General features: G+C 48.1%; 17 protein-coding genes and 1 tRNA gene. 12 read left to right on the forward strand and 6 right to left on the reverse strand.

The genetic code is table 11. The annotated features are described in order from the left end of the window. Together Q1V74_RS00340 and prmB are read right to left on the reverse strand one after the other, a co-directional pair. Window positions 1–1,412, reverse strand: a 1,412-nt coding sequence (locus tag Q1V74_RS00340) for an ATP-binding cassette domain-containing protein (RefSeq protein WP_300646539.1), incomplete at its 3' end; no start/stop codon positions are given. A gap of 13 nt (window positions 1,413–1,425) precedes the next feature. Continuing rightward, the gene (prmB, locus tag Q1V74_RS00345; protein ID WP_300646541.1) at window positions 1,426–2,409 is read right to left on the reverse strand and encodes a 50S ribosomal protein L3 N(5)-glutamine methyltransferase; all 984 of its coding nucleotides are present in this window, start codon (window positions 2,407–2,409) and stop codon (window positions 1,426–1,428) included. Window positions 2,410–2,626: 217 nt separating this feature from the next. Between prmB and Q1V74_RS00350 the strand changes: the two genes are divergently transcribed. The 3 genes from Q1V74_RS00350 (at window position 2,627) to Q1V74_RS00360 (ending at window position 7,699) form a co-directional block, all read left to right on the forward strand. Further along, window positions 2,627–3,625 (forward strand): AraC family transcriptional regulator, encoded by a 999-nt coding sequence (locus Q1V74_RS00350; protein WP_260649579.1) that lies wholly within the window; start codon window positions 2,627–2,629, stop codon window positions 3,623–3,625. Between the two features lie 74 nt (window positions 3,626–3,699). Beyond that, the gene (locus Q1V74_RS00355) at window positions 3,700–5,721 is read left to right on the forward strand and encodes a hydantoinase/oxoprolinase family protein (protein ID WP_300646542.1); all 2,022 of its coding nucleotides are present in this window, start codon (window positions 3,700–3,702) and stop codon (window positions 5,719–5,721) included. Between the two features lie 13 nt (window positions 5,722–5,734). Continuing rightward, window positions 5,735–7,699 (forward strand): hydantoinase B/oxoprolinase family protein, encoded by a 1,965-nt coding sequence (locus Q1V74_RS00360; protein WP_300646544.1) that lies wholly within the window; start codon window positions 5,735–5,737, stop codon window positions 7,697–7,699. Between the two features lie 62 nt (window positions 7,700–7,761). Here Q1V74_RS00360 and Q1V74_RS00365 read toward each other — a convergent pair. After that, a tRNA-Leu gene (locus Q1V74_RS00365) sits at window positions 7,762–7,846 on the reverse strand. Between the two features lie 373 nt (window positions 7,847–8,219). Between Q1V74_RS00365 and tig the strand changes: the two genes are divergently transcribed. The 4 genes from tig (at window position 8,220) to lon (ending at window position 14,122) form a co-directional block, all read left to right on the forward strand. After that, on the forward strand, window positions 8,220–9,527 hold the full coding sequence (tig, locus tag Q1V74_RS00370; RefSeq protein WP_260649582.1) for a trigger factor: 1,308 nt from the start codon (window positions 8,220–8,222) through the stop codon (window positions 9,525–9,527). Further along, window positions 9,527–10,186 carry an ATP-dependent Clp endopeptidase proteolytic subunit ClpP gene (gene clpP, locus Q1V74_RS00375; protein ID WP_300646546.1) on the forward strand — a complete coding sequence of 220 codons (660 nt, stop codon included), beginning with the start codon at window positions 9,527–9,529 and terminating at the stop codon, window positions 10,184–10,186. Before tig ends, clpP begins: the two co-directional genes overlap by 1 nt. A gap of 77 nt (window positions 10,187–10,263) precedes the next feature. Then, window positions 10,264–11,544, forward strand: coding sequence for an ATP-dependent Clp protease ATP-binding subunit ClpX (clpX, locus tag Q1V74_RS00380; RefSeq protein WP_300646547.1), 1,281 nt, complete (start codon window positions 10,264–10,266; stop codon window positions 11,542–11,544). Window positions 11,545–11,686: 142 nt separating this feature from the next. Continuing rightward, on the forward strand, window positions 11,687–14,122 hold the full coding sequence (gene lon, locus Q1V74_RS00385) for an endopeptidase La (protein ID WP_300646548.1): 2,436 nt from the start codon (window positions 11,687–11,689) through the stop codon (window positions 14,120–14,122). Between the two features lie 75 nt (window positions 14,123–14,197). Here the strand turns inward: lon and lexA are convergent, their stop codons facing one another. After that, entirely contained in the window at window positions 14,198–14,845 is a 648-nt protein-coding gene (gene lexA, locus Q1V74_RS00390; protein ID WP_366524588.1) for a transcriptional repressor LexA, read from the reverse strand. A gap of 71 nt (window positions 14,846–14,916) precedes the next feature. After that, complete coding sequence (locus Q1V74_RS00395; RefSeq protein ID WP_300646551.1) at window positions 14,917–16,119, reverse strand: amino acid aminotransferase; 1,203 nt, start codon at window positions 16,117–16,119, stop codon at window positions 14,917–14,919. A 73-nt stretch (window positions 16,120–16,192) separates the two neighbouring features. Here Q1V74_RS00395 and uvrB point away from each other — a divergent pair, with 73 nt between their 5' ends. From uvrB to iscA, 5 genes are all read left to right on the forward strand, one after another. Further along, window positions 16,193–18,220 (forward strand): excinuclease ABC subunit UvrB, encoded by a 2,028-nt coding sequence (uvrB, locus tag Q1V74_RS00400; protein WP_300646552.1) that lies wholly within the window; start codon window positions 16,193–16,195, stop codon window positions 18,218–18,220. 134 nt (window positions 18,221–18,354) lie between these two features. Beyond that, window positions 18,355–18,858: a Fe-S cluster assembly transcription factor gene (locus tag Q1V74_RS00405; RefSeq protein ID WP_260649590.1), complete on the forward strand. Its 504-nt coding sequence runs from the start codon at window positions 18,355–18,357 to the stop codon at window positions 18,856–18,858. A 15-nt stretch (window positions 18,859–18,873) separates the two neighbouring features. After that, a complete protein-coding gene (locus Q1V74_RS00410) occupies window positions 18,874–20,070 on the forward strand; it encodes an IscS subfamily cysteine desulfurase (protein WP_300646553.1) in 1,197 nt (398 codons plus the stop codon). A gap of 9 nt (window positions 20,071–20,079) precedes the next feature. Next, window positions 20,080–20,472: an iron-sulfur cluster assembly scaffold protein gene (locus Q1V74_RS00415; RefSeq protein ID WP_260649593.1), complete on the forward strand. Its 393-nt coding sequence runs from the start codon at window positions 20,080–20,082 to the stop codon at window positions 20,470–20,472. Window positions 20,473–20,482: 10 nt separating this feature from the next. Then, the gene (gene iscA, locus Q1V74_RS00420) at window positions 20,483–20,806 is read left to right on the forward strand and encodes an iron-sulfur cluster assembly protein IscA (RefSeq protein WP_260649594.1); all 324 of its coding nucleotides are present in this window, start codon (window positions 20,483–20,485) and stop codon (window positions 20,804–20,806) included. Between the two features lie 92 nt (window positions 20,807–20,898). Here the strand turns inward: iscA and lysS are convergent. Continuing rightward, window positions 20,899–22,255 (reverse strand): lysine--tRNA ligase (lysS, locus tag Q1V74_RS00425; RefSeq protein ID WP_300646555.1); only part of this gene is annotated, 1,357 nt, incomplete at its 5' end.

Below are 22,255 nucleotides of genomic sequence, written 5' to 3' on the forward strand. Positions count from 1 at the left end.
AGTGCTTCACGGGTTTCTACATCTAAGTGGTTGGTCGGCTCGTCTAATAACAGCAAGTTTGGTTTATGCCAGACAATAAGCGCTAAAGCGAGGCGGGCTTTTTCTCCACCAGAAAAGCCAGCGGTTGTGTCGGTGGCCATGTCTCCACTAAAAGCAAAGCGTCCTAAGTAATTACGTAGTTCTTGTTCACGCATATCGGGGGCAATGCGTTGTAAGTGCTGAATAGGGCTAAGCCTGGCATCAATCATATCAAGTTGATGCTGAGCAAAATAACCAATGGTTAAACGTGCGGAGGGAATGAGTTCTCCGGTTAAAGGTTTGAGCTCGCCTGCTAGGGTTTTGATCAAGGTACTTTTACCGGCTCCGTTCATACCGAGTACGCCAATGCGACTGCCGCTGCGTATATCAACGGTGACTTTTTGGAGAATAGTGCTCACAGAGGGGTGGGTATAGCCCAGGTCCGTTTCGACTAAACGGAGCAAAGGGTCTGGCATGTGCTCAGGGGTTGGCAGCGTAAACTGGATACGACTATCTAAGCGTACGGGAGCCAGTTCCTGCATACGAGCTAAGGCTTTTACGCGACTTTGGGCTTGTTTGGCTTTGGTGGCTTTGGCTTTAAAGCGATCAATAAAGGCTTGGAGATGAGCGACCTCACGCTGTTGTTTTTCCCAGGCCAGCTGGTCCTGACGTAAACGTTCGGCGCGTTGGGAAAGGAATTGAGTGTAGTTACCCCGATATTTAATCAGTTGTTTTTGCTCAAAGTGGAGAATGTGAGTACTAATAGCATCTAAAAACTCGGTATCGTGAGAGATAACAAGCACAGTGCCCGCATAGCTTTGTAGCCAGCGCTCCAGCCATATCATGGCGTCTAAATCAAGGTGGTTGGTGGGTTCGTCCAATAAGAGTAAATCCGAAGGAGCCATCAGCGCTCGAGCCAATGCCAATCGCATTTGCCACCCCCCCGAAAACTGAGCCACAGGTAGTAGCCATTGGTCGGGACGAAAGCCTAAGCCAGCGAGCAGCTGTTCGGCTCGAGCATGAGCACTCCACGCATCGGCCTCGATAAGCTCCGCTTCGAGCTGGGCAATGCGTTCACCCTCAGAGTCAGGGGTTTGGGCGCGTTGTGCTTGAAGCTGACGTAGGTGTTGATCCCCATCTATAACAAATTCGCGAGCTGGGCGCTGTAGATCGGGGATCATTTGCTCTACGGCTGCAATGCGCCAGCTAGGTGGTAGAGACAGCGAGCCGCTATCGGGGTCGATTTGCTGTTGCAAGAGGGCAAATAATGTGGTCTTGCCGGCGCCATTTTTGCCTACCACACCAACGCGTTCGTTTGGATTAATAACGAAATCGGTTTGTTCCAACAGGGTTTTGACGCCCCGGCGTAAGCTAAGTTGCGTGGCTCGAATCACGGATATTCCTCTATTAAAGCAAAGATAAAAGCTGTGTTTTGTCTAGAAGCAGAATTTGATCGTCAGCAGTTGCGGTGCTTAACCAAATAGGGGCTAAGTCGGGAAAAGCAGCGCAAAAATGGTCGTATTCATGCCCGATTTCCAGAATCAGAACGCCTCCATCATTGAGATGGAGCGCAGCTTGTTTCACAATGGTGCGAACCAAATCCATACCATCTTCTCCACCAGCCAAGGCTAAACGCGGCTCATGCTGATACTCAGCCGGTAATTGCTGCATGGATTGCTCGTTCACGTAGGGTGGGTTCGAGATAATGATGTCATAGCTTTTATTTGCTACGGCTTCGTATAAATCACTTTGTAAGGCGCAAACGCGCTCCGTGAGACCATGATCCTCGATGTTTTCTTTGGCGATGGCTAAGGCGGCAGGGGATATATCCACCCCATCGACGTGAGCTTCTGGGAAGGCATAGGCCGCTAAAATGGCCAAGCAACCTGAACCAGTGCAGACATCTAACACAGAGCGAATCGCAAAAGGGTCTTCAACCCACGGTGAGAGCTGGGTGCTAAGAAGCTCAGCAATGGGGGAGCGTGGAATAATGCAATCGGGACTAACTTTAAAGCGAAAACCTTGTAACCAGGCTTCTCCTGTTATGTAGGCCGCGGGTAAGCGCTCTTCACAACGACGGCGGATCAATTGGATGACCTGTTGACGTTCACTAAAAGTAAGACGTGCATCCAAAAAGGGCTCTAACTGATCTAAGGGTAGATGTAGGCCATGCAAAATCAAATAAATGGCTTCGTCCCAGGCGTTATCGCTACCGTGGCCAAAAATTAGTTGATGACGTTGAAATTGACTGAGTGACCAACGTAGTAAATCGCGAACGGTGCGTAGTTCTTGAGCCGCCTCTGTATAAAGGCAGTTATGGATTGAATTTACTCCATCACACTTATGGTTAGCAGACGGGTAATCATGGGTGTTTTGTTGGGAGGCTGTCATATAAAAATCATTAACTAATTGATTTCCCTAATATTGCGCATAAGCGTAAGCTTTTATGCGCTCTCTATAAAGTATTGACTTGTAAGGGATTAAGCGGGTTACTAGAATGGAATCAACGATAAGAACAAGGTAGTAACGGAGACAGCTATCAATGCGGGCAGAAATAGATCCTAAAGGACAGTCGTGCCGGAGCATTGTTTAACCAGGGAGGATAGTGATGCAGACTCACTATACAACCATCAACGAGCAGCCCCATCGGCGTAAAAGCTATTGGGAGCAGGTCGTTACAAAAACCTACTTTTCTTTAAGCGTGGATTTTAATACCGAAACACAGTTTCAGGGGCATTTATGTGCCTGGGACCTGGGGCCGATTTCTTTGTCTCGGCTTGATTCGGACGGATTATTATATCAGCGAAAAGATGAACATTTGCGCCATGAGCACGAAGAAAACTATTTGGTCACTATACCAGATAAGCAGCCTATTGATTTCACTCAGGGGAATCGTGATGTGGGTTGTGAGCCGGGTGCATTTATTTTGCAACGTAGCCATGAGCCTTATCGTTTGAGTTATACCCAGGCAAATCGGTTGTGGGTTTTAAAAATCCCTGCGGCGGTTTTGGGAAGTCGCATTAGTTTTCCACAAAAACTGGTTTCGTTGGCGTTTGATGCGCGTGCTGGTGCCGGTGAGTTGATGGTAGAAATGGTACGTTTGCTATCGCACCGACTAAGTCATATGGATGGTTTAGCTAAGCAAACCATTGGCAATCATTTAGTGGATTTGTTGGTGTTGGCCTTAGCGGATGTGACGCCGCAACAGTCTAATCTTAGCTCGGTGCAGGCGGCTCATTTAGCCAGAGCAGAAAAGTATATTCGTGATCACTTAAGACGAGCCATTCGCCCTCATGATGTAGCGGCAGCGTGCGGGATCTCTGTGCGCTATTTACATGCGTTATTTCGTGCGCGTGGGCAAACCGTAGGGAGCTGGTTACAGGAGCAGCGCTTATTGATGGCGAACTCGACCCTTCAGCAAAATCGAGACAACCGAACGATTGCTGAGATTGCGTATGAGTGGGGATTTACGAGTCCTGCGTCATTTAGTCAGCTTTATAAAAATTATTTTGGGCGTACTCCCACAGAGGCGAGGGCATATTATCGCGAGCAAGCACAGCAGCGCGAGCAAAGTCACCGTCAATTTATTGTAAAAACCAATCACTAGTGGCGTTTCGCTTTTTTAGATATGCCTTTAAATGGGTAGGGGCAGCTGTTGTCTTAAGCAATGAGGAGTTTGGGATGAGACATATTCGAGTGGCGGTGGATGTAGGTGGAACCTTTACAGATATTTGTGTCATGGATGAACACACGGGAGCGATTACCATCGAAAAAACTTCTTCGACGACGAATCCTATCGAGGGCATTTTGGACGCTGTCGATAAGGTTGGCGCAGACCTAAGTCGCGTGTCGTTATTTTCTCATGGTACGACGGTAGCGACGAATGCGTTAATTACTCGTCGCTTGCCGCGAACCGCCATGATTTGTACCGAAGGCTTTAGGGATGTGATAGAGATTCGACGAGCCAATAAAGAGGATCTTTGGGATATTTATAAGGATGTGGCTCCGCCGCATGTGCCGCGTCGTGATCGACTCACCGTGACTGAACGTATTGACGCGCAGGGGCAGGTGGTCACGCCTTTGGATAAAGAGCAAGCGCGTCAGGTGGCTCGCATTCTGAAACGTAGAGGTGTAGAAGCCATCGCGGTTTGTTTTATGAATGCGTATATGAATCCAGAAAATGAACGCGCCATGCGTGCCATTTTACAAGAAGTGCTGCCTGAAGTGCCCGTGTCTATTTCTTCTGAGGTGATGCCTGAGATTTTTGAGCATGAGCGCTTTTCTACAACGGTGATGAATGCGGCATTAAGTCCGGTTGTAGTTAGCTATACCAAACAGTTAGGTCAAGAGCTCAAGCGTCGTGGCTACGAGAGTGATTTGTTGCTGCTGCATAGTGGTGGTGGTGTGATGACCACCGATGCGGTAGAGCAGTATTCAGCGCGGTTGGCTGGTTCCGGCATTGCAGCGGGAGCGATTGCAAGTCGTCATATAGCGATGTTGTGTGGTTTTAAAAACTCTATTGGGCTGGATATGGGAGGGACCTCAACGGATGTGTCATTGGCTTATGACGGGCAGTCGCGGATTACCAATGACTGGTTTATTGAGTTTGGTTATCCCATTCGTTTTTCCAGTATTGAGGTATTAACCATTGGCGCAGGAGGTGGGTCGTTAGCGTGGCGAGATGAGGTCGGTTCTTTACGTAACGGCCCACAGTCTGCTGGAGCAAATCCAGGGCCGGCTTGTTATGGCAATGGTAATACACAGCCAACGAATACCGATGCCAATGTGGTTTTAGGCCGATTAGGGACTCGGTTAGCTGGCGGGCAGGTGACCTTACAGCCAGAGCTAGCGTTTGAGGCGGTGCAAGCAGGAGTAGCCACGCCTTTTGGCTTATCCGTGCAGGAGGCCGCTCAAGCTATTATTGATGTGGCAAATGCCAATATGGCAGATGCCGTTCGGTTACTGTCGATCAGCCGAGGTTATGACCCGCGAGACTTTGCCTTGGTGTCGTTTGGTGGCGCGGGGGCACTACATGGGGTCGCTATTGCGCGGGAGCTATCTATTCCCGCGGTGATTGTTCCCCCTAACCCAGGAGTGGCTTCTGCTTTAGGCTGCTTGCTGGTGAATGTACAACATGATTTTTCTGAAAGCTATATCAAAGAAGCCAGCGAGGTAGATATACAAGAGCTAGAGGCGGCTTTTACGCGCTTAGAGCAAACCGCTATCGAGCATTTGGCGCACGAAGGGGTGGCCCATGAGCAGATGGTATTAGAGCGCACAATAGACATGATGTATCAAGGACAATGGCGTTCTTTAGCCATACCGGCCCCACGGCCTGTGACCGACCTAACAGAGCTAATAGCTATTTTTAATCAAGAGCATTTACGGGAATATAACTATAAACGGGAGGATGCTCCGGTCAGTTTATTTAGATTAAATCTCAAAGCGGTGGGTTTAGTACCGCAGGCTCAGTTGCCAGAGCATGAGCCAACGGGACGCATACCCGAGCCAATATATCAGCGTCAGGTGTGGTTTTCTGATGTGGGTGCAGTGGAAACCCCTGTTTATCATCGTTCTGATTTGCCAGCAGGGCTAGTGCTAGATGGCCCTGCTGTGATTGAGCAGCTAGACTCGACGGTTGTGGTTCCACCGCAGAGTCGTGCCGAAATTGATACTTATCTCAACATTATTATCCGTTTATAAAAAGGGGTGTGTAATGACGACGCAACCACCACGTAAATCGCTTGATCCGGTAACTTTTGAGGTGTTGAAAAACTCGTTTATTACGAGTGTGGATCAAATGGCTGAGCAGATTTTGCGCACCTGCTATTCCTTTGTTATCTATAACCGAGATTTTTCGAGTGGTTTACATGATGCGCAGGGAAACTCAGTGGCTCAGGGAAATCAAGATATTGCGGTACATGTAGGCACGCTGCATTTCACATGTAAGGCCGTGATTGAAGCCTTTGAAAAAGATATTCATCCTGGAGATGTGTACGCAATTAACGATCCCTATGCAGGCGGTACCCATTTTAATGATGTGCGTTTGATTCGGCCTATCTTTGTACAAGACACGTTATTGGGTTTTAGTCAGTCAAATGGGCATTGGTCGGACGTAGGGGGAAGTGTTCCTGGTTCATTTGATGTGACAGCAAGGGAGATGTTTAAAGAGGGGCTACGTATTACACCAGTGCGGTTATTTGCTAAAGGGCAGTTTTGTAAAGATGTGGCACAGCTCATTGCTTCGAATACTCGTGATCCGGCTTCGATTATTGGGGACATTCATGCGCAAGCTCAGGCAACTCAGGTTTGCGAGCGTGAAATGATTCGTTTAAGTGAGAAGTATGGCGTTGAGACGGTGATCGAGGGCATGGGTGCCGTCCAAGACTACGTAGAAAAAGCAGTCCGACAGCGATTGGCGGCTTTACCGGATGGTGAGTGGGAGACACAAGATTTTATTGATTGTGATCCGTTGTCGGGGGAGGGCATGATTCCTATTAAAGTGAAGCTCACCATTCAAGGCGATCGTGCCATTTATGATTTTAGTGGTAGCCATCCGACCATTGGTTCCATTTATAACTCGGCCTTTGGCTCGACTTTTTCTGCTGTGGTGGCTGGGATGAAAACCTTTTTTCCTGACTTGCCCCTAAATAGCGGCTTTTATCGCGTGTTTGAGGTGATAGCGCCTGAAAATAGTATTGTCGATGCGCGTTGGCCTGTCGCCGTCACAGGGTTTTTAATGCCTTTTGAAAAAATCATGAACGCGATTTATGAAATTTGGTCGCAGATCATGCCAGAACGAGCTACGGCTTGTGCTTTTAATTTGGAATACCTATTAACGGGTGGGCGTGACTTACGCCATAAAGAAAAACCCATTTTTATGTTTTATGATTGGTTGCCAGGGGGTTGGGGCGGGCGTAATGGTAAAGACGGGGCAAATGTCACTACGGCTTCTTTTGGAGTGGGTTTAATGTCGCAGCCGGTAGAAGGCCAGGAGCGTGCCAACCCCATTTTAACCACCGCATTTCAAATACAGACTGACTCGGCTGGGCCTGGAAAATGGCGAGGCGGGTTAGGGGTTGTGAAAACTTCAATAATGCGCGATGCACAAGACCCGGTGATTTCATATATTTGTGATCGAGAGCGCGCTGTCGTATGGGGGATAAACGGTGGATTGCCGTCGATGCCGCATGGATTAACATTGACTCGCGCTAAGACGGGTAAGCCTGAGTGGTTAGGTTCTGTTTTCTCTGATATGCCCATTGAATCAGGGGATATATTTAGCCGACCTACAGCAGGTGGGGGCGGTTTTGGTGATCCGCTTGAGCGTGACCCGTCTTTAGTTTTAGAGGACGTAATTGATGAGTATGTATCGATAGAGCGCGCGGCTAAAGATTATGGCGTGGTGATTCATGCAGTAGATCCAGAGATTTGTGCTTATGAATTAGACATGCCCGCTACCGAGCAGTTACGCGAGCAGATTCGAGCGCAGCGAGTGGCGTGGATGCGCGCTGATCCAACAGAGGTAGCTCGTTGGTATCAGGAAGGGAAAATCGATCAACTGGATGCGGTGCGTCAGTATGGGGTAATTTTGGAATGGGATACGGGCGCGCTCCTGCCAAAAAGCACACAACAATTTCGTGAGATGCTAGAAAAGCGTACAATAGCGCAATGGCAGTAATAACAAAAAAGCCGTTGATTTTAAAGGATTGTATTCCCATAAAATCAACGGCTTTCAGTATTTGGTGCGAACGGAGAGACTCGAACTCTCACACCTCTCGGCGCCAGAACCTAAATCTGGTGCGTCTACCAATTCCGCCACGTTCGCAAATAAAAATAAATAGTAACGCAAAAAAAATAAAATGTAAAGTTTTTCTGCGTAGTAGGTATTTTGCCTGTGCAAATGACCAAAGACGTAACTATAGCCCGGTCTTTTTTGTTTGTCCAGTCTTTTTTTTAAAAGAGTGAAAAAGGGGCTGAGCGTATTTGGTTCAAGATCAAAGCCTTGTTAAAAGCGCGGTTTAACAGCGGAAAAATCCCCAAAATGGCACAATGAGTGGTATAAATAGCGTCTTAGTCTTGTTTTTTATGCATATTTACCCCCATTTGGCTTAGCTTGCTGGCTTTGGCGGTTATGTTTTGAATGGATTTCCGGTAAAATATGTGTTTTTTGTTAAACCACTTATTTATATAGGTCTCTAATGCAGCCCGAGGTTGAAATTCTGTCCGGTTTGGAGCGCCGAATCGATGTCGTCGTATCCACGGCCGATGTCGAAAAAGAAGTCCAAGCGCAACTTAAACGTGTGGCGCGTACCGCCAAGATCCAGGGTTTTCGCCCCGGAAAAGCCCCTCTATCTATTGTAGAGCGCAGCCACGGTCCTAGCATTCGTTACGAAGCCATCAACAATGAATTGGGCAAAGCGCTCGATGAAGCCATTGAAAAAAGCGGATTGCGTGTAGCGGGTGTACCATCGATTGAACCCAAAGAGGACGCCGCCGAGGGCACCATGGCTTTTACAGCCACCTTCGAGGTCTATCCTGAAATCACTCTGCCTAACCTAGCAGAGCTAGAGGTCACTCGTAGCAACGTCAATGTTGGCGATGCGGAAGTCGATCGTACTATCGATATTTTACGTAAGCAGCGTGCTAACTACGAAGCACGTGAAGATCGTGCGGCTCAAGACGATGATCGCGTCACACTTGACTTCACTGGTAAGATTGATGGTGAGGCCTTTGAAGGCGGTTCGGCTGAAGCCTTCTCTTTTGTTTTAGGTCAGGGGCGTATGTTGCCCGAATTCGAGGAAGCCGCTAAGGGTATGAAAGCAGGTGAAGAAAAAACCTTCCCCTTAACCTTCCCCGAAGACTATGCTGGCACCGAGGTCGCTGGCAAAACAGCCGAATTCACAATTAAAATCACCGAGGTCGCTGAGCCTATTTTGCCTGAGCTAAACGATGAGTTTGCTAAGCAGCTAGGGCAAGCCGAAGGCGATATCGATGCCTTGTTGGCAGACGTACGTGCTAACATTGAACGTGAGGCCAAGGCTCGTGTTCAAGCTCGCACCAAAGCCAGCGTGATGGATGCTTTATTAAAAGCCTCTGAATTTGATATTCCTAAAGCGCTGGTAGATAACGAAGTTCAGAATCGTGTAGCGATGGCACGTCAGGAGCTTCAGCAACGTGGTTTACCTAATGCTGACTCCATGCCTATTCCCGAGGAAATCTTCAAAGACGAAGCCGAGCGTCGTGTACGTTTGGGTCTGTTGCTTTCCGAGCTCGTACAGCAAGCCGACTTAAAAGCGACGCCCGAGCAAGTACGTGCTCGCATCGAGGAGTTTGCTCAAAACTACGAGCAGCCTGAACAGGTGATCAGCTACTACTTATCAGACGCCCAACGTCGTGCAGAAATCGAAGCGATCGTATTGGAAGACAACGTGGTCGAACATGTTGTATCCCAAGCTAAAGTTACCGATGAAGACGTCGCGTTTGAGCAACTAATGGGAAATAACTAATGTCGTCTCGTTTTATCGACTTCTATGCTTCCATGTACGGTGGGCAGTCCGTGACCCCTACGGGGCTGGGCTATGTGCCTATTGTGGTGGAGCAGTCTGGCCGCGGAGAGCGTTCTTATGATATTTACTCACGCTTATTGCGTGAACGCATTATCTTTTTGGTTGGGCCGGTTAATGACCACTCCGCAAACTTAATTGTGGCGCAGTTGTTGTTCCTAGAGTCGGAAAACCCAGATAAAGATATTTCGTTATATATCAACTCGCCTGGTGGGTCGGTGTATGCGGGTATGGCTATCTACGATACGATGCAGTTTGTGAAACCCGATGTGTCGACATTATGCACGGGCATGGCAGCTAGCATGGGGGCCTTTCTTTTAGCCGCTGGTAAAAAAGAAAAGCGTTTTGCTCTGCCTAACTCGCGTATTATGATTCACCAGCCATCGGGCGGAGCCCAAGGTCAAGCGACGGATATCCAGATTCAAGCCAAGGAAATTCTAAGCTTGCGTGAGCGCCTGAATGCAATTTTGGCCGACAATACGGGTCAAAGCATAGAGCAGATTGCCTTAGACACAGAGCGAGACCGTTTCATGGATGCCCAAGAGGCGGTTAGCTATGGTCTGATAGATCAGGTACTAACACATCGTTCTGACGATAATTAATTAGCAGCGGCGCGATAACAAGCGCCGCTATGCCCATGCCATTTGCGGTTTTCCGCACTTTTTGACTGTATATTCTTATGTCCGACAAACATTCGGCCGACGATAAAGCCCTACACTGCTCTTTTTGTAATAAAACACAAAGCGAAGTAGCAAAGCTTATTTCAGGTCCTGGCGAAGTCTACATTTGTAATGAGTGCATTAGCCTCTGCAATGAGATGATCCTAGAGGACAAACAAGAGCAGAGCACGGCAGAATTACTCGGTACGCAGTTACCCAAGCCGCAAGAAATCAAACACTTCTTAGATGATTATGTTATTGGTCAAGATCAACCAAAACGTAATCTGGCTGTGGCGGTTTACAACAACTATAAACGTATTCAGCATACAAGTGCCGCTGGTGATGTAGAGCTATCCAAAAGTAATATTTTGCTGATTGGGCCCACGGGTTCAGGCAAAACACTGTTAGCTCAAACCTTAGCGCGTATGCTAAAAGTACCATTCGTGATGGCAGATGCTACCACCCTAACCGAAGCCGGTTATGTGGGCGAGGACGTGGAAAATATCGTCCAAAAGCTCTTGCAATCATGTGATTACGATGTAGAAAAAGCACAACGTGCCATTATTTACATTGACGAAATTGATAAAATTTCTCGTAAAGCAGATAACCCTTCTATTACCCGTGATGTCTCTGGAGAAGGCGTACAACAAGCTTTATTAAAAATTATCGAAGGCACAGTGGCTTCGGTACCGCCACAAGGGGGGCGTAAACACCCTAACCAAGATTTTATTCAAGTCGATACCACCAATATCTTATTTATTGTCGGTGGTGCGTTTGATGGTCTGGAAAAAGTGATTCAAAATCGCACGGAAAAATCCGGCATTGGCTTTGGTGCAAAAGTCAGTGTAAAAAGCGAGCGTGGGGTGGGAGAGCTTTTCGCCGAGGTCGAGCCCGAGGATTTGATTAAATTTGGCTTGATTCCAGAGCTGGTCGGGCGCTTGCCTGTTGTCACTACCTTACAAGAGCTGGATGAAGAAGCGTTGATTCGTATTTTAACGGAGCCTCGTAACGCCTTAATTAAACAATTCCAAAAGCTTTTCGAAATCGAAGGCGTGGAGCTAGAGGTCGAGGACGCCGCACTACAAAGCATTGCGCAAGCAGCGATTAAACGTCGCACGGGCGCACGTGGTTTGCGCTCCATTGTTGAAAAATCACTATTAGACACCATGTATGACCTACCGTCTTTACAAAATGTGAGCAAGGTCATCTTGACTAAAGACGCCGTAGAGGGCAAAGACAAGCCCGTTTTGGTCTATCAAACCTCAGGCCAAACCGCATCCGATCAAAATGCGGTGGCGTAGTCTGACTGGATACGCATCATTCGGTACCTTTTGATACTTGAAATTATCCGATTTGCCACAATCTGTAAGTCAGAAGCTAGAACCACGGGGGAAGCTATCTTGCTTCCCCTTGTGGTCTGTAGGTAATTAAAAGGAAATTACTATGTCTGCAAGCCAGATTTTAACTATGGAATCCAAGGAATTGCCACTGTTGCCGTTGCGCGATGTCGTGGTGTTTCCGCATATGGTGATTCCTTTATTTGTTGGACGTCCACGCTCCATTAAAGCATTAGAACTAGCGATGGAGTCAGGCAACACCATTTTGTTGGTGGCGCAAAAAACGGCTAGCAAAGACGAGCCCACCGCCGACGATATGTATGAAATCGGCTGTGCGGCAACGATTCTACAAATGCTTAAGCTCCCCGATGGCACAGTTAAAGTCCTTGTCGAGGGGGTTGAGCGCGCCAAAATTGAACAGGTTGTAGATAACGAAACCCACTTTAGCGGCTTTGCGGTAGCTGTAGAAAGCACAACTGATGAGCTCGCCGAAGCCGAGGCTTTGCGTCGTGCTGTGGTGGCGCAGTTCGAGCAGTACGTTAAACTCAATAAAAAAATCCCGCAGGAAATTCTGACTTCTTTAAGTGCAATTGACGAAGCTGGTCGATTGGCCGATACCGTTGCCGCACATCTTCCGTTAAAACTTGAGCAAAAACAGTCCATGCTTGAGTCGGTAGCGGTGGTGGACCGTCTTGAAGCATTATTAACACAGCTAGAAACCGAAATCGATATTTTGCAAGTCGAAAAGCGGATCCGTGGCCGTGTGAAAAAACAAATGGAAAAGAGCCAGCGCGATTACTATTTGAATGAGCAAGTGAAGGCAATTCAAAAGGAATTGGGCGAAGGCGAGGACGGTGCAGAGATCGAAGAGCTTGAGCAGCGTATCGAGGAAGCGAAGCTGCCTAAAGATGCTCAGAAAAAAGCAGAAGCGGAGCTAAAGAAGCTAAAGATGATGTCGCCCATGTCGGCTGAAGCCACCGTGGTGCGCAACTATTTGGACACCTTGGTGGGGTTGCCATGGCGCAAACGCAGCCGCATTAATAATTCGTTAGAAAATGCGCAAAAAGTACTGGATGCCGATCATTATGGTTTGGAGAAAGTCAAAGAGCGCATTATTGAATACTTGGCAGTACAGCAGCGCGTCTCTAAGCTGAAAGCCCCTATTTTATGTTTGGTTGGGCCACCCGGGGTGGGTAAAACCTCATTAGGGCAGTCCATTGCTAAGGCGACAAATCGTAAATACGTGCGTATGGCCTTAGGTGGTGTACGTGATGAGGCCGAAATACGTGGGCACCGCCGTACCTATATTGGTTCTATGCCTGGTAAAATCCTGCAAAATATGGGCAAGGTTGGTGTGCGTAACCCCTTGTTCTTGTTGGATGAGATCGACAAGATGGGAGCGGATTTCCGTGGGGATCCTGCCTCTGCATTACTCGAGGTCCTAGATCCTGAGCAAAATCACACCTTTCAAGACCATTATCTTGAAGTGGATTTTGATTTATCGGATGTGATGTTTGTTGCAACCAGCAACACCTTAAATATTCCCCCGGCCTTATTAGACCGTATGGAAGTGATTCGTTTATCCGGTTACACCGAGGACGAAAAGGTAAACATCGCTTTTCAGCACTTGATTCCAAAGTTAATGAAAAACAATGGGGTCAAAGACAACGAGTTGGAGATCACCGAAGACGCGGTGCGGGATATTGTCCGTTACTACACCCGTGAAGCCGGGGTGCGTTCTTTAGAGCGTGAGATTAGTAAAATTTGCCGTAAGGCCGTGCATAAATTCCTCTTGCTACCTAAAGGCAGCAAGGCTGAAGCGCTAGTGGTCACCAGTGAAAATCTGAATGACTACCTTGGGGTACGCCGCTACGATTTTGGTGTAGCGGAGACCGAAAACAAGGTGGGCCAGGTAACGGGGTTGGCGTGGACAGAGGTAGGTGGGGATTTACTCACTATCGAAGTTGCAGATATGCCCGGTAAAGGTAATATTCAACGCACAGGCTCTATTGGCGATGTCATGAAGGAATCTGTAGAAGCCGCACGTACGGTAGTACGTTCACGGGCCCAGCAGTGGGGGATTGCAAGTCCGATTTTCGAAAAGCGCGATTTGCACGTCCACTTCCCTGATGGGGCTACCCCTAAAGACGGGCCTTCGGCAGGGATTGCGATTACCACAGCGATAGTGTCATCGTTAACCGGTATTCCTATTCGTGCTGATGTGGCGATGACAGGAGAGATCACTTTACGCGGGGAAGTGCTTGAAATTGGTGGTTTGAAAGAGAAACTACTAGCAGCCCAACGTGGTGGGATTAAAACTGTCATGATTCCTGAGCAAAACGTAAAGGATTTGGCTGAGATTCCTGATAATGTGAAAAATACGCTCGAAATTATCCCAGTACGCTGGATTGATCGAGTGCTAGAGGTCGCATTAGAAAAAATGCCAACGCCTTTATCGGATGAGGAGCTCGCACGCATTACTGCAGAGGCCGTAGCGGCGAAAAGCAGCACAGAGACAGCTGGGGGATTAACGAAGCACTAAGCTTTGTATAGTCTTAAGGCGTAAAAGACCCTCATGCTCTATGTTGTAGCATGAGGGTTTTTTTTATTTGGTTATTTAGTTAAAGCTTTGGTCGCGGATGAGACCAACTGCGATGCCCTCGAGGGAAAAATCATCAGAGGCTCGAACAATAATGGGCTCGTAGTCGGGGTTTTCAGGAAGTAAATTTAAGCCGTTAGCTGTGCGCTGTAAACGTTTGACAGTGACCTCGTCGCCTAGGCGTGCTACTACAATTTGACCATTGCGGGCGTCAGTAGCTTTTTTAACGGCGAGTAAATCACCATCTAAAATGCCGGCATCGCGCATGCTTAAACCACGTACGCGTAATAAATAGTCTGGGGCTTGGCTAAAGAGAGCAGGCTCTACACCGACTTCGCGTTCGATGTGCTCGGCGGCAAGAATAGGGTTACCGGCTGCTACACGCCCAATAATAGGCAAAATAGAGGAGCTGGAAGGCGAGGCGGGCGGATCAATTAAGAGACGAATACCGCGAGAGGTACCCGAGATCAGCTCAATCGCACCCTTGCGCGCCAAGGCTTTAAGGTGGTCCTCTGCGGCATTGACGGATTTAAAGCCAAAGGTTTGGGCGATTTCGGCACGCGTTGGTGGAAACCCTGTGCGTTGGATTTCAGAGCGAATAAGATTGAAGATCTGTTGTTGACGAGCGGTTAGTTTCACAGCGTGACCATTAAACTGATATTTTATACAGTTTAATTGTTAACTAAATACTTAGAAAAAGCAAGAAAAAGCCGGCGTAGCCGGCGATTTTTCTATGCTTAACGTAAAACTCGTGCAATAGCTGCGGCGACAGTGTCTATATTATGTGCATTGAGCGCTGCTACACAAATACGGCCGGTGTCTAAAATATAGATCGCGTCTTCGTCGCGTAAGGTGTGGACTTGTTCTTGGCTAAGACCGGAATAAGAGAACATGCCTTTTTGCTGCAAAATAAAGTCCATGTTTTGTACAACACCGTGTTCTTTGAGTTTAATAACAAGCTGTTGGCGCATGGACTGAATGCGCTCTCGCATGTGTTGTAGCTCTTGTGTCCACTGCTGGAAGCGTTCAGGCTGCCCAAAAACGGTGCTGACGATTTTAGCACCGTGAGTAGGAGGATTTGAGTAGTTCGTGCGTGCTAGGCGCTTAAGCTGGCTTAATACGCGTGGGCTTTGTGCGGCGTCTGTGGTGATAACAGTTAATGCACCGACACGTTCACCATATAAAGCAAATGATTTGGAAAACGAGGAGCTTACTAACATGGGGATGCCTTGTTCGGCGAGCAAACGTACGGCGGCTGCGTCCTCGGCTAGACCGGTGCCAAAGCCCTGATAAGCAATATCCATAAAAGGAATATGCTGCTTGGCAACTAATAGTTCGGCGAGCACTTGCCATTGCTCAGCAGTGGGGTCAATGCCTGTGGGGTTATGACAGCAGGCATGCAAGACCACAATGCTTTGGTCGGGTAGTTGCTCTAAAAAAGAGCACATGGCTTCAAAATCTAAACCCCGAGTATTGGCATCGTAATAGGGGTACTCAACGACTGTAAAGCCAGCTTTTTCAAATAGGGCCCGATGGTTTTCCCAGCTGGGATTACTAATAGCTACGGTAGCGTTGGGGCAGAGGCTTTGTAAAAAGTCGGCACCAAGTTTCAGAGCGCCGGTACCTCCTAGACTTTGTACCGTTACAGCACGCTGTTCTGTGAGGGGGCTCGATGTACTGCCCAAAAGCAGCTGTTGTGCGCCTAGGTTGTAGTTATGAATCCCGTCGATGGGAAGATAGCCTCGCGCTGCAGATTGTTCAGCAAGGTCTTGTTCGACCTGAGCGACTACGGGTAATAAGGGCATACGTCCTTGGGCATCATAGTATACGCCAACCCCAAGATTAACCTTATGCGGGCGAGGGTCTGTGTTGAATTGTTCGTTTAACCCAAGAATAGGATCGCGTGGAGCTTGGGGCACGCTGTCAAAGAGGGAAGTCATAACAAAAATGCAATGGGTGCGAATGAATGAAAAATAATGGGATAATAGCAGTATCTATCAATGTGGGGTCAGTATGCAAACCTTTACGCCGCAATTCGTACAATATCCGAATAGTCCTTTTCAATTATTTCAGCCTTATCCGCCGGCTGGCGACCAGCCTACAGCGATAGCACAGCTGACAGAGGGCTTGGACGATGGCTTAATGTATCAGACCTTATTAGGGGTAACGGGATCAGGAAAAACGTACACAATGGCAAATGTGATTGCTCGTAGTGGGCGCCCTGCTATTGTGTTAGCTCCTAATAAAACCTTAGCAGCACAGCTCTATGCCGAAATGCGAGAGTTTTTTCCTAAGAATGCGGTGGAGTATTTTGTTTCCTATTATGATTATTATCAGCCCGAGGCATATGTGCCGTCACGGGATTTATTTATAGAAAAAGACTCTTCCATCAATGAGCATATTGAGCAAATGCGCTTATCCGCGACTAAAAGCTTATTAGAGCGCCCAGACACCATCATTGTTGGCTCGGTTTCTTGTATTTATGGTATAGGAAATCCGGCAGACTATCATGCGATGGTGTTGACCTTACGTGTGGGCGATGAAATTGGTCGCCAAGAGCTATTAGCACGTTTAGTTGCTATGCAGTATGAGCGCAATGATACCGAGTTTGAGCGGGGGATGTTCCGAGCACGAGGCGAGGTAATTGATATTTTCCCAGCGGAAAATGCGGAGCAAGCGTTACGTGTAACCCTTTTTGATGATGAGATTGAAACATTAGCTTTATTTGATCCGTTAACAGGAAAAGTCCAGCAAGAGCTACCACGCTTTACCGTTTATCCCGGTTCGCATTTTGTGACACCACGAGATACCGTTTTGCGCGCCATAGAGACCATAAAGCTCGAATTAAAAGAACGGTTGGCAGAGTTAACCGCGCAGGGTATGTTGGTTGAGGCACAGCGTTTAGAGCAACGTACGCGTTTTGATCTGGAAATGATGTATGAATTGGGATTTTGTAAAGGGATCGAAAACTACTCACGTCATTTATCTGGGGCGAAAGCAGGCGATCCGCCACCGACCTTAATTGATTATTTACCCAAAAATGCCATTATGTTTATTGATGAAAGTCATGTGACGATAGGGCAAATTGGGGGCATGTATAAAGGGGATCGTTCACGTAAAGAAACCCTGGTGCAGTTTGGTTTTAGATTGCCGTCGGCGTTAGATAACCGTCCATTGAAAATGGATGAGTTTGAGCAGCGTATGCCACAAACCGTTTTTGTGTCGGCGACGCCAGCGGCTTATGAGCAAGCCCATGCGGATCAGGTAGTAGAGCAAGTAGTGCGACCGACCGGCTTGGTCGATCCTGTGGTCGAAGTGCGACCTGCTACCACGCAGGTCGATGATGTGTTTGGCGAAATCACGTTGCGTGTAGCGCGCCAAGAACGGGTGTTAATTACTACGCTCACGAAACAAATGGCAGAGGATTTAAGTGCTTTTTTAGCTGAGCATGGGGTAAAGGTTCGCTATTTGCACTCGGATATTGATACCGTAGAGCGCGTTGAGATTATTCGTGATTTGCGTTTGGGTGTGTTTGATGTCTTGGTCGGGATTAACCTGCTACGCGAGGGACTGGATATTCCAGAGGTTTCATTGGTTGCTATTTTAGATGCTGACAAAGAGGGGTTTTTACGTTCTGAGCGAAGCTTAATTCAAACTATTGGTCGCGCTGCACGTCACTTGCATGGTCATGCGATTTTATATGCGGATCGCATCACGGATTCAATGCGTAAAGCCATGGATGAAACCGAGCGACGTCGAGAAAAGCAACTACGTTTTAACGAAGAGCACGGGATTACTGCCCGAGGTGTGAGCAAGGCTGTGCGAGATATGATTGACGGGGTAATTGCACCTCATCAGGTTGAGCTCGAGGCCTTGTCACAGCTTTCCTTGGATGCGATCAAGGACGAAAAAACCCTAGCGCGCGAGCTGAAGCGATTAGAGAAAAAAATGCTGGATCATGCTAAGAACCTAGAGTTCGAGGCGGCGGCACATGTTCGTGATCAGTTACGACAGCTCAAGGAGCAAGCCTTATTGTCCTAGGAACTTTTTTTGTGTAAATCAGACTAATCCCTCGCAATCCCTTACAGAATAAGTGGGTATTTGTTATACTAGACTAAATTGGTCGGGTATAGCTGGGCTATTGGCCATTTACCAACTATTTCAAGGACATCATTATGCGTTTAACCACAAAAGGACGTTTTGCTGTAACAGCAATGATTGATCTGGCCTTGCGCCAACAAAGCGGTCCGGTTACCTTGGCAAAGATCAGTGAACGCCAGAGCATTTCCTTGTCGTATTTAGAGCAGTTGTTTGGCCGTTTGCGTCGTCATGAGCTGGTGGAAAGCACTCGGGGTCCCGGGGGGGGATATAGCTTGGCTCGCTTGGCGCGTCATATTACCGTGGCGGATATTATTTTTGCTGTGGATGAGCCTTTGGACGCAACGAAATGTGGCGGCAAGGGCGATTGCGAGGTCGATGAGCAAGGAAATCGTATTCAATGTATGACGCATGAGCTCTGGGCGACATTAAGCCGTAAAATGGTGGATTATTTAGACTCGGTTTCGCTGCAGGATTTAGTGGATCAACAGCGGATGCGCCAGCTCGAGGCTTCTGTACGCCAACAGCAAAAAACCCAAAGCGTATCGGCTCCTATTCGCACTCAGCAAGCCACTTGCTAAACAGAGGAGTTTATTTTGTCGGCCTCATACCCTATTTATCTTGATTACGCGGCCACCACGCCGATCGATGCGCGAGTACTAGAGCGCATGATGCCGTGGCTAACGACGCATTATGGCAATGCAGCATCTTCGAGTCATGCCTATGGTTGGGATGCGGAAGAAGCTGTAGAAAAAGCTCGCGCACAAATTGCGCAAGGTATTGGCGCGCACCCACGCGAGATCGTTTGGACTTCGGGAGCCACTGAATCCAATAATCTGGCCATTAAAGGGGCGGCTTTAGCGTATGCAGATAAAGGCAAGCACATCATTACTGTTAATACCGAGCATAAAGCGGTCTTGGACACGTGTGCTTATTTGGAAACGCAGGGCTTTGAGGTCACATATTTAGCCGTTGATCCAGAGGGGTTAATTACCTTAGAGCAGCTGCGTGCAGCCATCCGTCCTGATACGATCTTAGTATCTGTGATGGCGGTGAATAATGAAATTGGTGTGACACAAGACATTGAGGCCATTGGGCAGCTTTGTGCCGAGCTAGATGTGTTGTTTCATGTAGATGCGGCACAGGCGGTAGGTAAAGTGGACGTAGCTGTCGATACGCTGCAGGTGGACCTTATGTCTTTCTCAGGGCATAAAATTTACGCTCCAAAAGGAATCGGTGCTTTGTATGTGCGACGTAAACCGCGCGTGCGGTTAGTGGCGCAAATCCACGGTGGGGGGCACGAAAGGGGTTTCCGCTCTGGGACCTTGGCCACACACCAAATTGTCGCCATGGGTTATGCTTTTGAGCTAATGCTCCAAGAACAGCCGCAAGAATATGCGCGTATCCAGCGTTTGCAACAGCAGCTTTGGCAGGGGTTGCAGGAGGCCTTACCGCAGATTTATTTAAATGGCTCCGTGACCAAACGGGTACCACATAACCTAAATATTAGTTTTGCGGGTATCGAGGGCGAGGCCTTGATGATGGCTTTACAAGGGTTAGCTTTATCCAGCGGTTCAGCATGTAATTCGGCTAGTTTAGAGCCATCATATGTGCTGCAAGCTATTGGCCGCGACCCACAGTTGGCACATAGTGCGTTACGTATTAGCTTAGGTAGACAGACGACCGAAGAGCAGGTGCAAGCGGCGTTAACGGAAATCATCACTCAAGTGCGGCGCTTACGTGCGCTCTCACCCGTATGGCAGCCCGATGCTTCGGCAACCATGATGGCATAAGGACAGCGGATGGCTTATTCAAATCGTGTTATGGCTCGTTTTATGCAGCCAACGTTCCAAGGTGAATTAGCACCCCAAGCTCAGCATCGGTATTTGCAGGCTCAGGTTGGGTCGTTAGATCAAGGGGCTGTACTTCAGCTGTCTGTGTTGGTTGATGAGCAGACACATTGTATTGATGCCGCACGCTTTAAAATGTACGGTTGTGGTGCATGCATAGCAACAGCAGATGTTTTATGTGAACAGCTGATTGGTTTAAATCAACAAGCGCTTGGGGATTATTCGGCGCAAGGGATCGCAGAATATTTAGCATTGCCCCCAGTAAAGCTTCATTGTACATGGTTAGCCGAGGAGGCTATCCAACAGATTTTGATGGCATGGCAATCTGCCAGTCTTACACATTAAGAGGTGTTATATGTCTATTACGTTGACGGCTCAAGCTGCCGAGCACATCAATAAACACATCGAAAAACGCGGTTCGGGGTTAGGACTACGTTTGGGTGTACGCTTAACCGGCTGTTCCGGAATGGCTTATGATGTGGATTATGTAGATCAAGCAAATGAGAATGATCACATCTTTGAGGATCATGGCGTCAAGGTTTTCGTGGATCCACGTAGTTTGCCTTTTGTGGATGGCACAGAGATTGACTTCGTGCGCCAAGGCTTAAGCGCCACATTTAAATTTAAAAATCCGAATGAAAAAGCCGCATGCGGTTGCGGCGAATCGTTTATGGTATAGGTTTGATATTGTCAGCTATATGCAGTGATGAGCTGCATAGCTTATAAAAAAATCCCGCTATGCTAACCGGCAAGCGGGATTTTTTATGGGGGTTATTCGGCGCGCCGTAAATGTGGGAATAAAATCACATCTCGAATGCTAGCGCTATCTGTTAACAGCATAACCAAACGGTCTATACCAATACCACAACCGCCAGTGGGCGGCATGCCGTATTCAAGGGCGCGAATGTAGTCAGCATCATAATACATGGCTTCCTCATCACCCGCGTCCTTGGCTTCGACTTGAGCCATAAAGCGCGCCGCTTGGTCTTCGGGGTCATTTAACTCAGAAAAACCGTTAGCAATTTCGCGCCCAGTAATAAAGAGCTCAAAACGCTCGGTGATGGCTGGGTCGTGATCGGACGCACGGGCTAAAGGGGAAACCTCGACCGGGTAGTCAACAATAAAGGTGGGGTGCCAGAGCTTGGCTTCGGCGGTTTCTTCAAAAAGCGCTAACTGTAAAGCGCCTATGCCCGCATGCATAAAGGCAGGAGCATCGATATCCACTTTTTTACGGCGTAACTCGGCACGTAAAAAGTCCATATCGTTAAGTTGTTCTGTGGTGTAGTCAGGGAAGTATTTTTGGATAGCCTCTACAATTGTTAGGCGGTCAAAAGGCTGGTCCAGACGTAATGCCTCGCCCTGATACTGTACGTGAGCCGAGCCACAAGCAGCTACTGCCGCCGCACGGATAAGGTTCTCGGTGAAATCCATGAGCCAGTGATAATCCGTATACGCCGCGTAGAACTCCATCATCGTGAACTCAGGGTTGTGGCGTGGGCTGACACCCTCGTTGCGGAAATTACGATTGATTTCAAAAACCCGCTCAAAGCCACCGACAATAAGGCGCTTTAGGTATAGTTCAGGGGCAATGCGTAGATACATTTCCATATCTAAAGCATTGTGGTGCGTGACAAACGGTTTTGCGGCGGCGCCACCAGGGATGGGGTGTAGCATTGGCGTTTCTACCTCTAGAAAGCCGGCTTCAACCATATGCTGACGAATACTATTGATTGCTTTGCTACGCGCTAAGAAGGTTTGACGGGTCTCGTCGTTCATGATGAGATCCACGTAGCGCTGGCGATAGCGTAATTCTTGGTCGGCTAAACCGTGGAATTTATCTGGTAAAGGGCGTAAGGATTTAGCTAATAAACGCAACTCGTGCGCTTTGATGGATAGTTCGCCTTTATTGGTTTTGAAGACCTCACCACGTACCGCCAAGATATCACCAATATCCCAGGTTTTAAACTGCTCGTAGAGATCTTCGCCAAGAGTTTTTTTGTCTAGGTAAATTTGAATACGGCCGCTGCTGTCTTGAAGCGTAGCAAAACTGGCTTTACCCATGACGCGCTTAAGCATCATACGGCCGGCGATAGAGGCAGTATGCTGAAGCGCAGCAAGCGTTTCTTTG

The organism is Paenalcaligenes sp. (genome assembly GCF_030152715.1).
GTDB lineage: Bacteria > Pseudomonadota > Gammaproteobacteria > Burkholderiales > Burkholderiaceae_B > Paenalcaligenes > Paenalcaligenes hermetiae.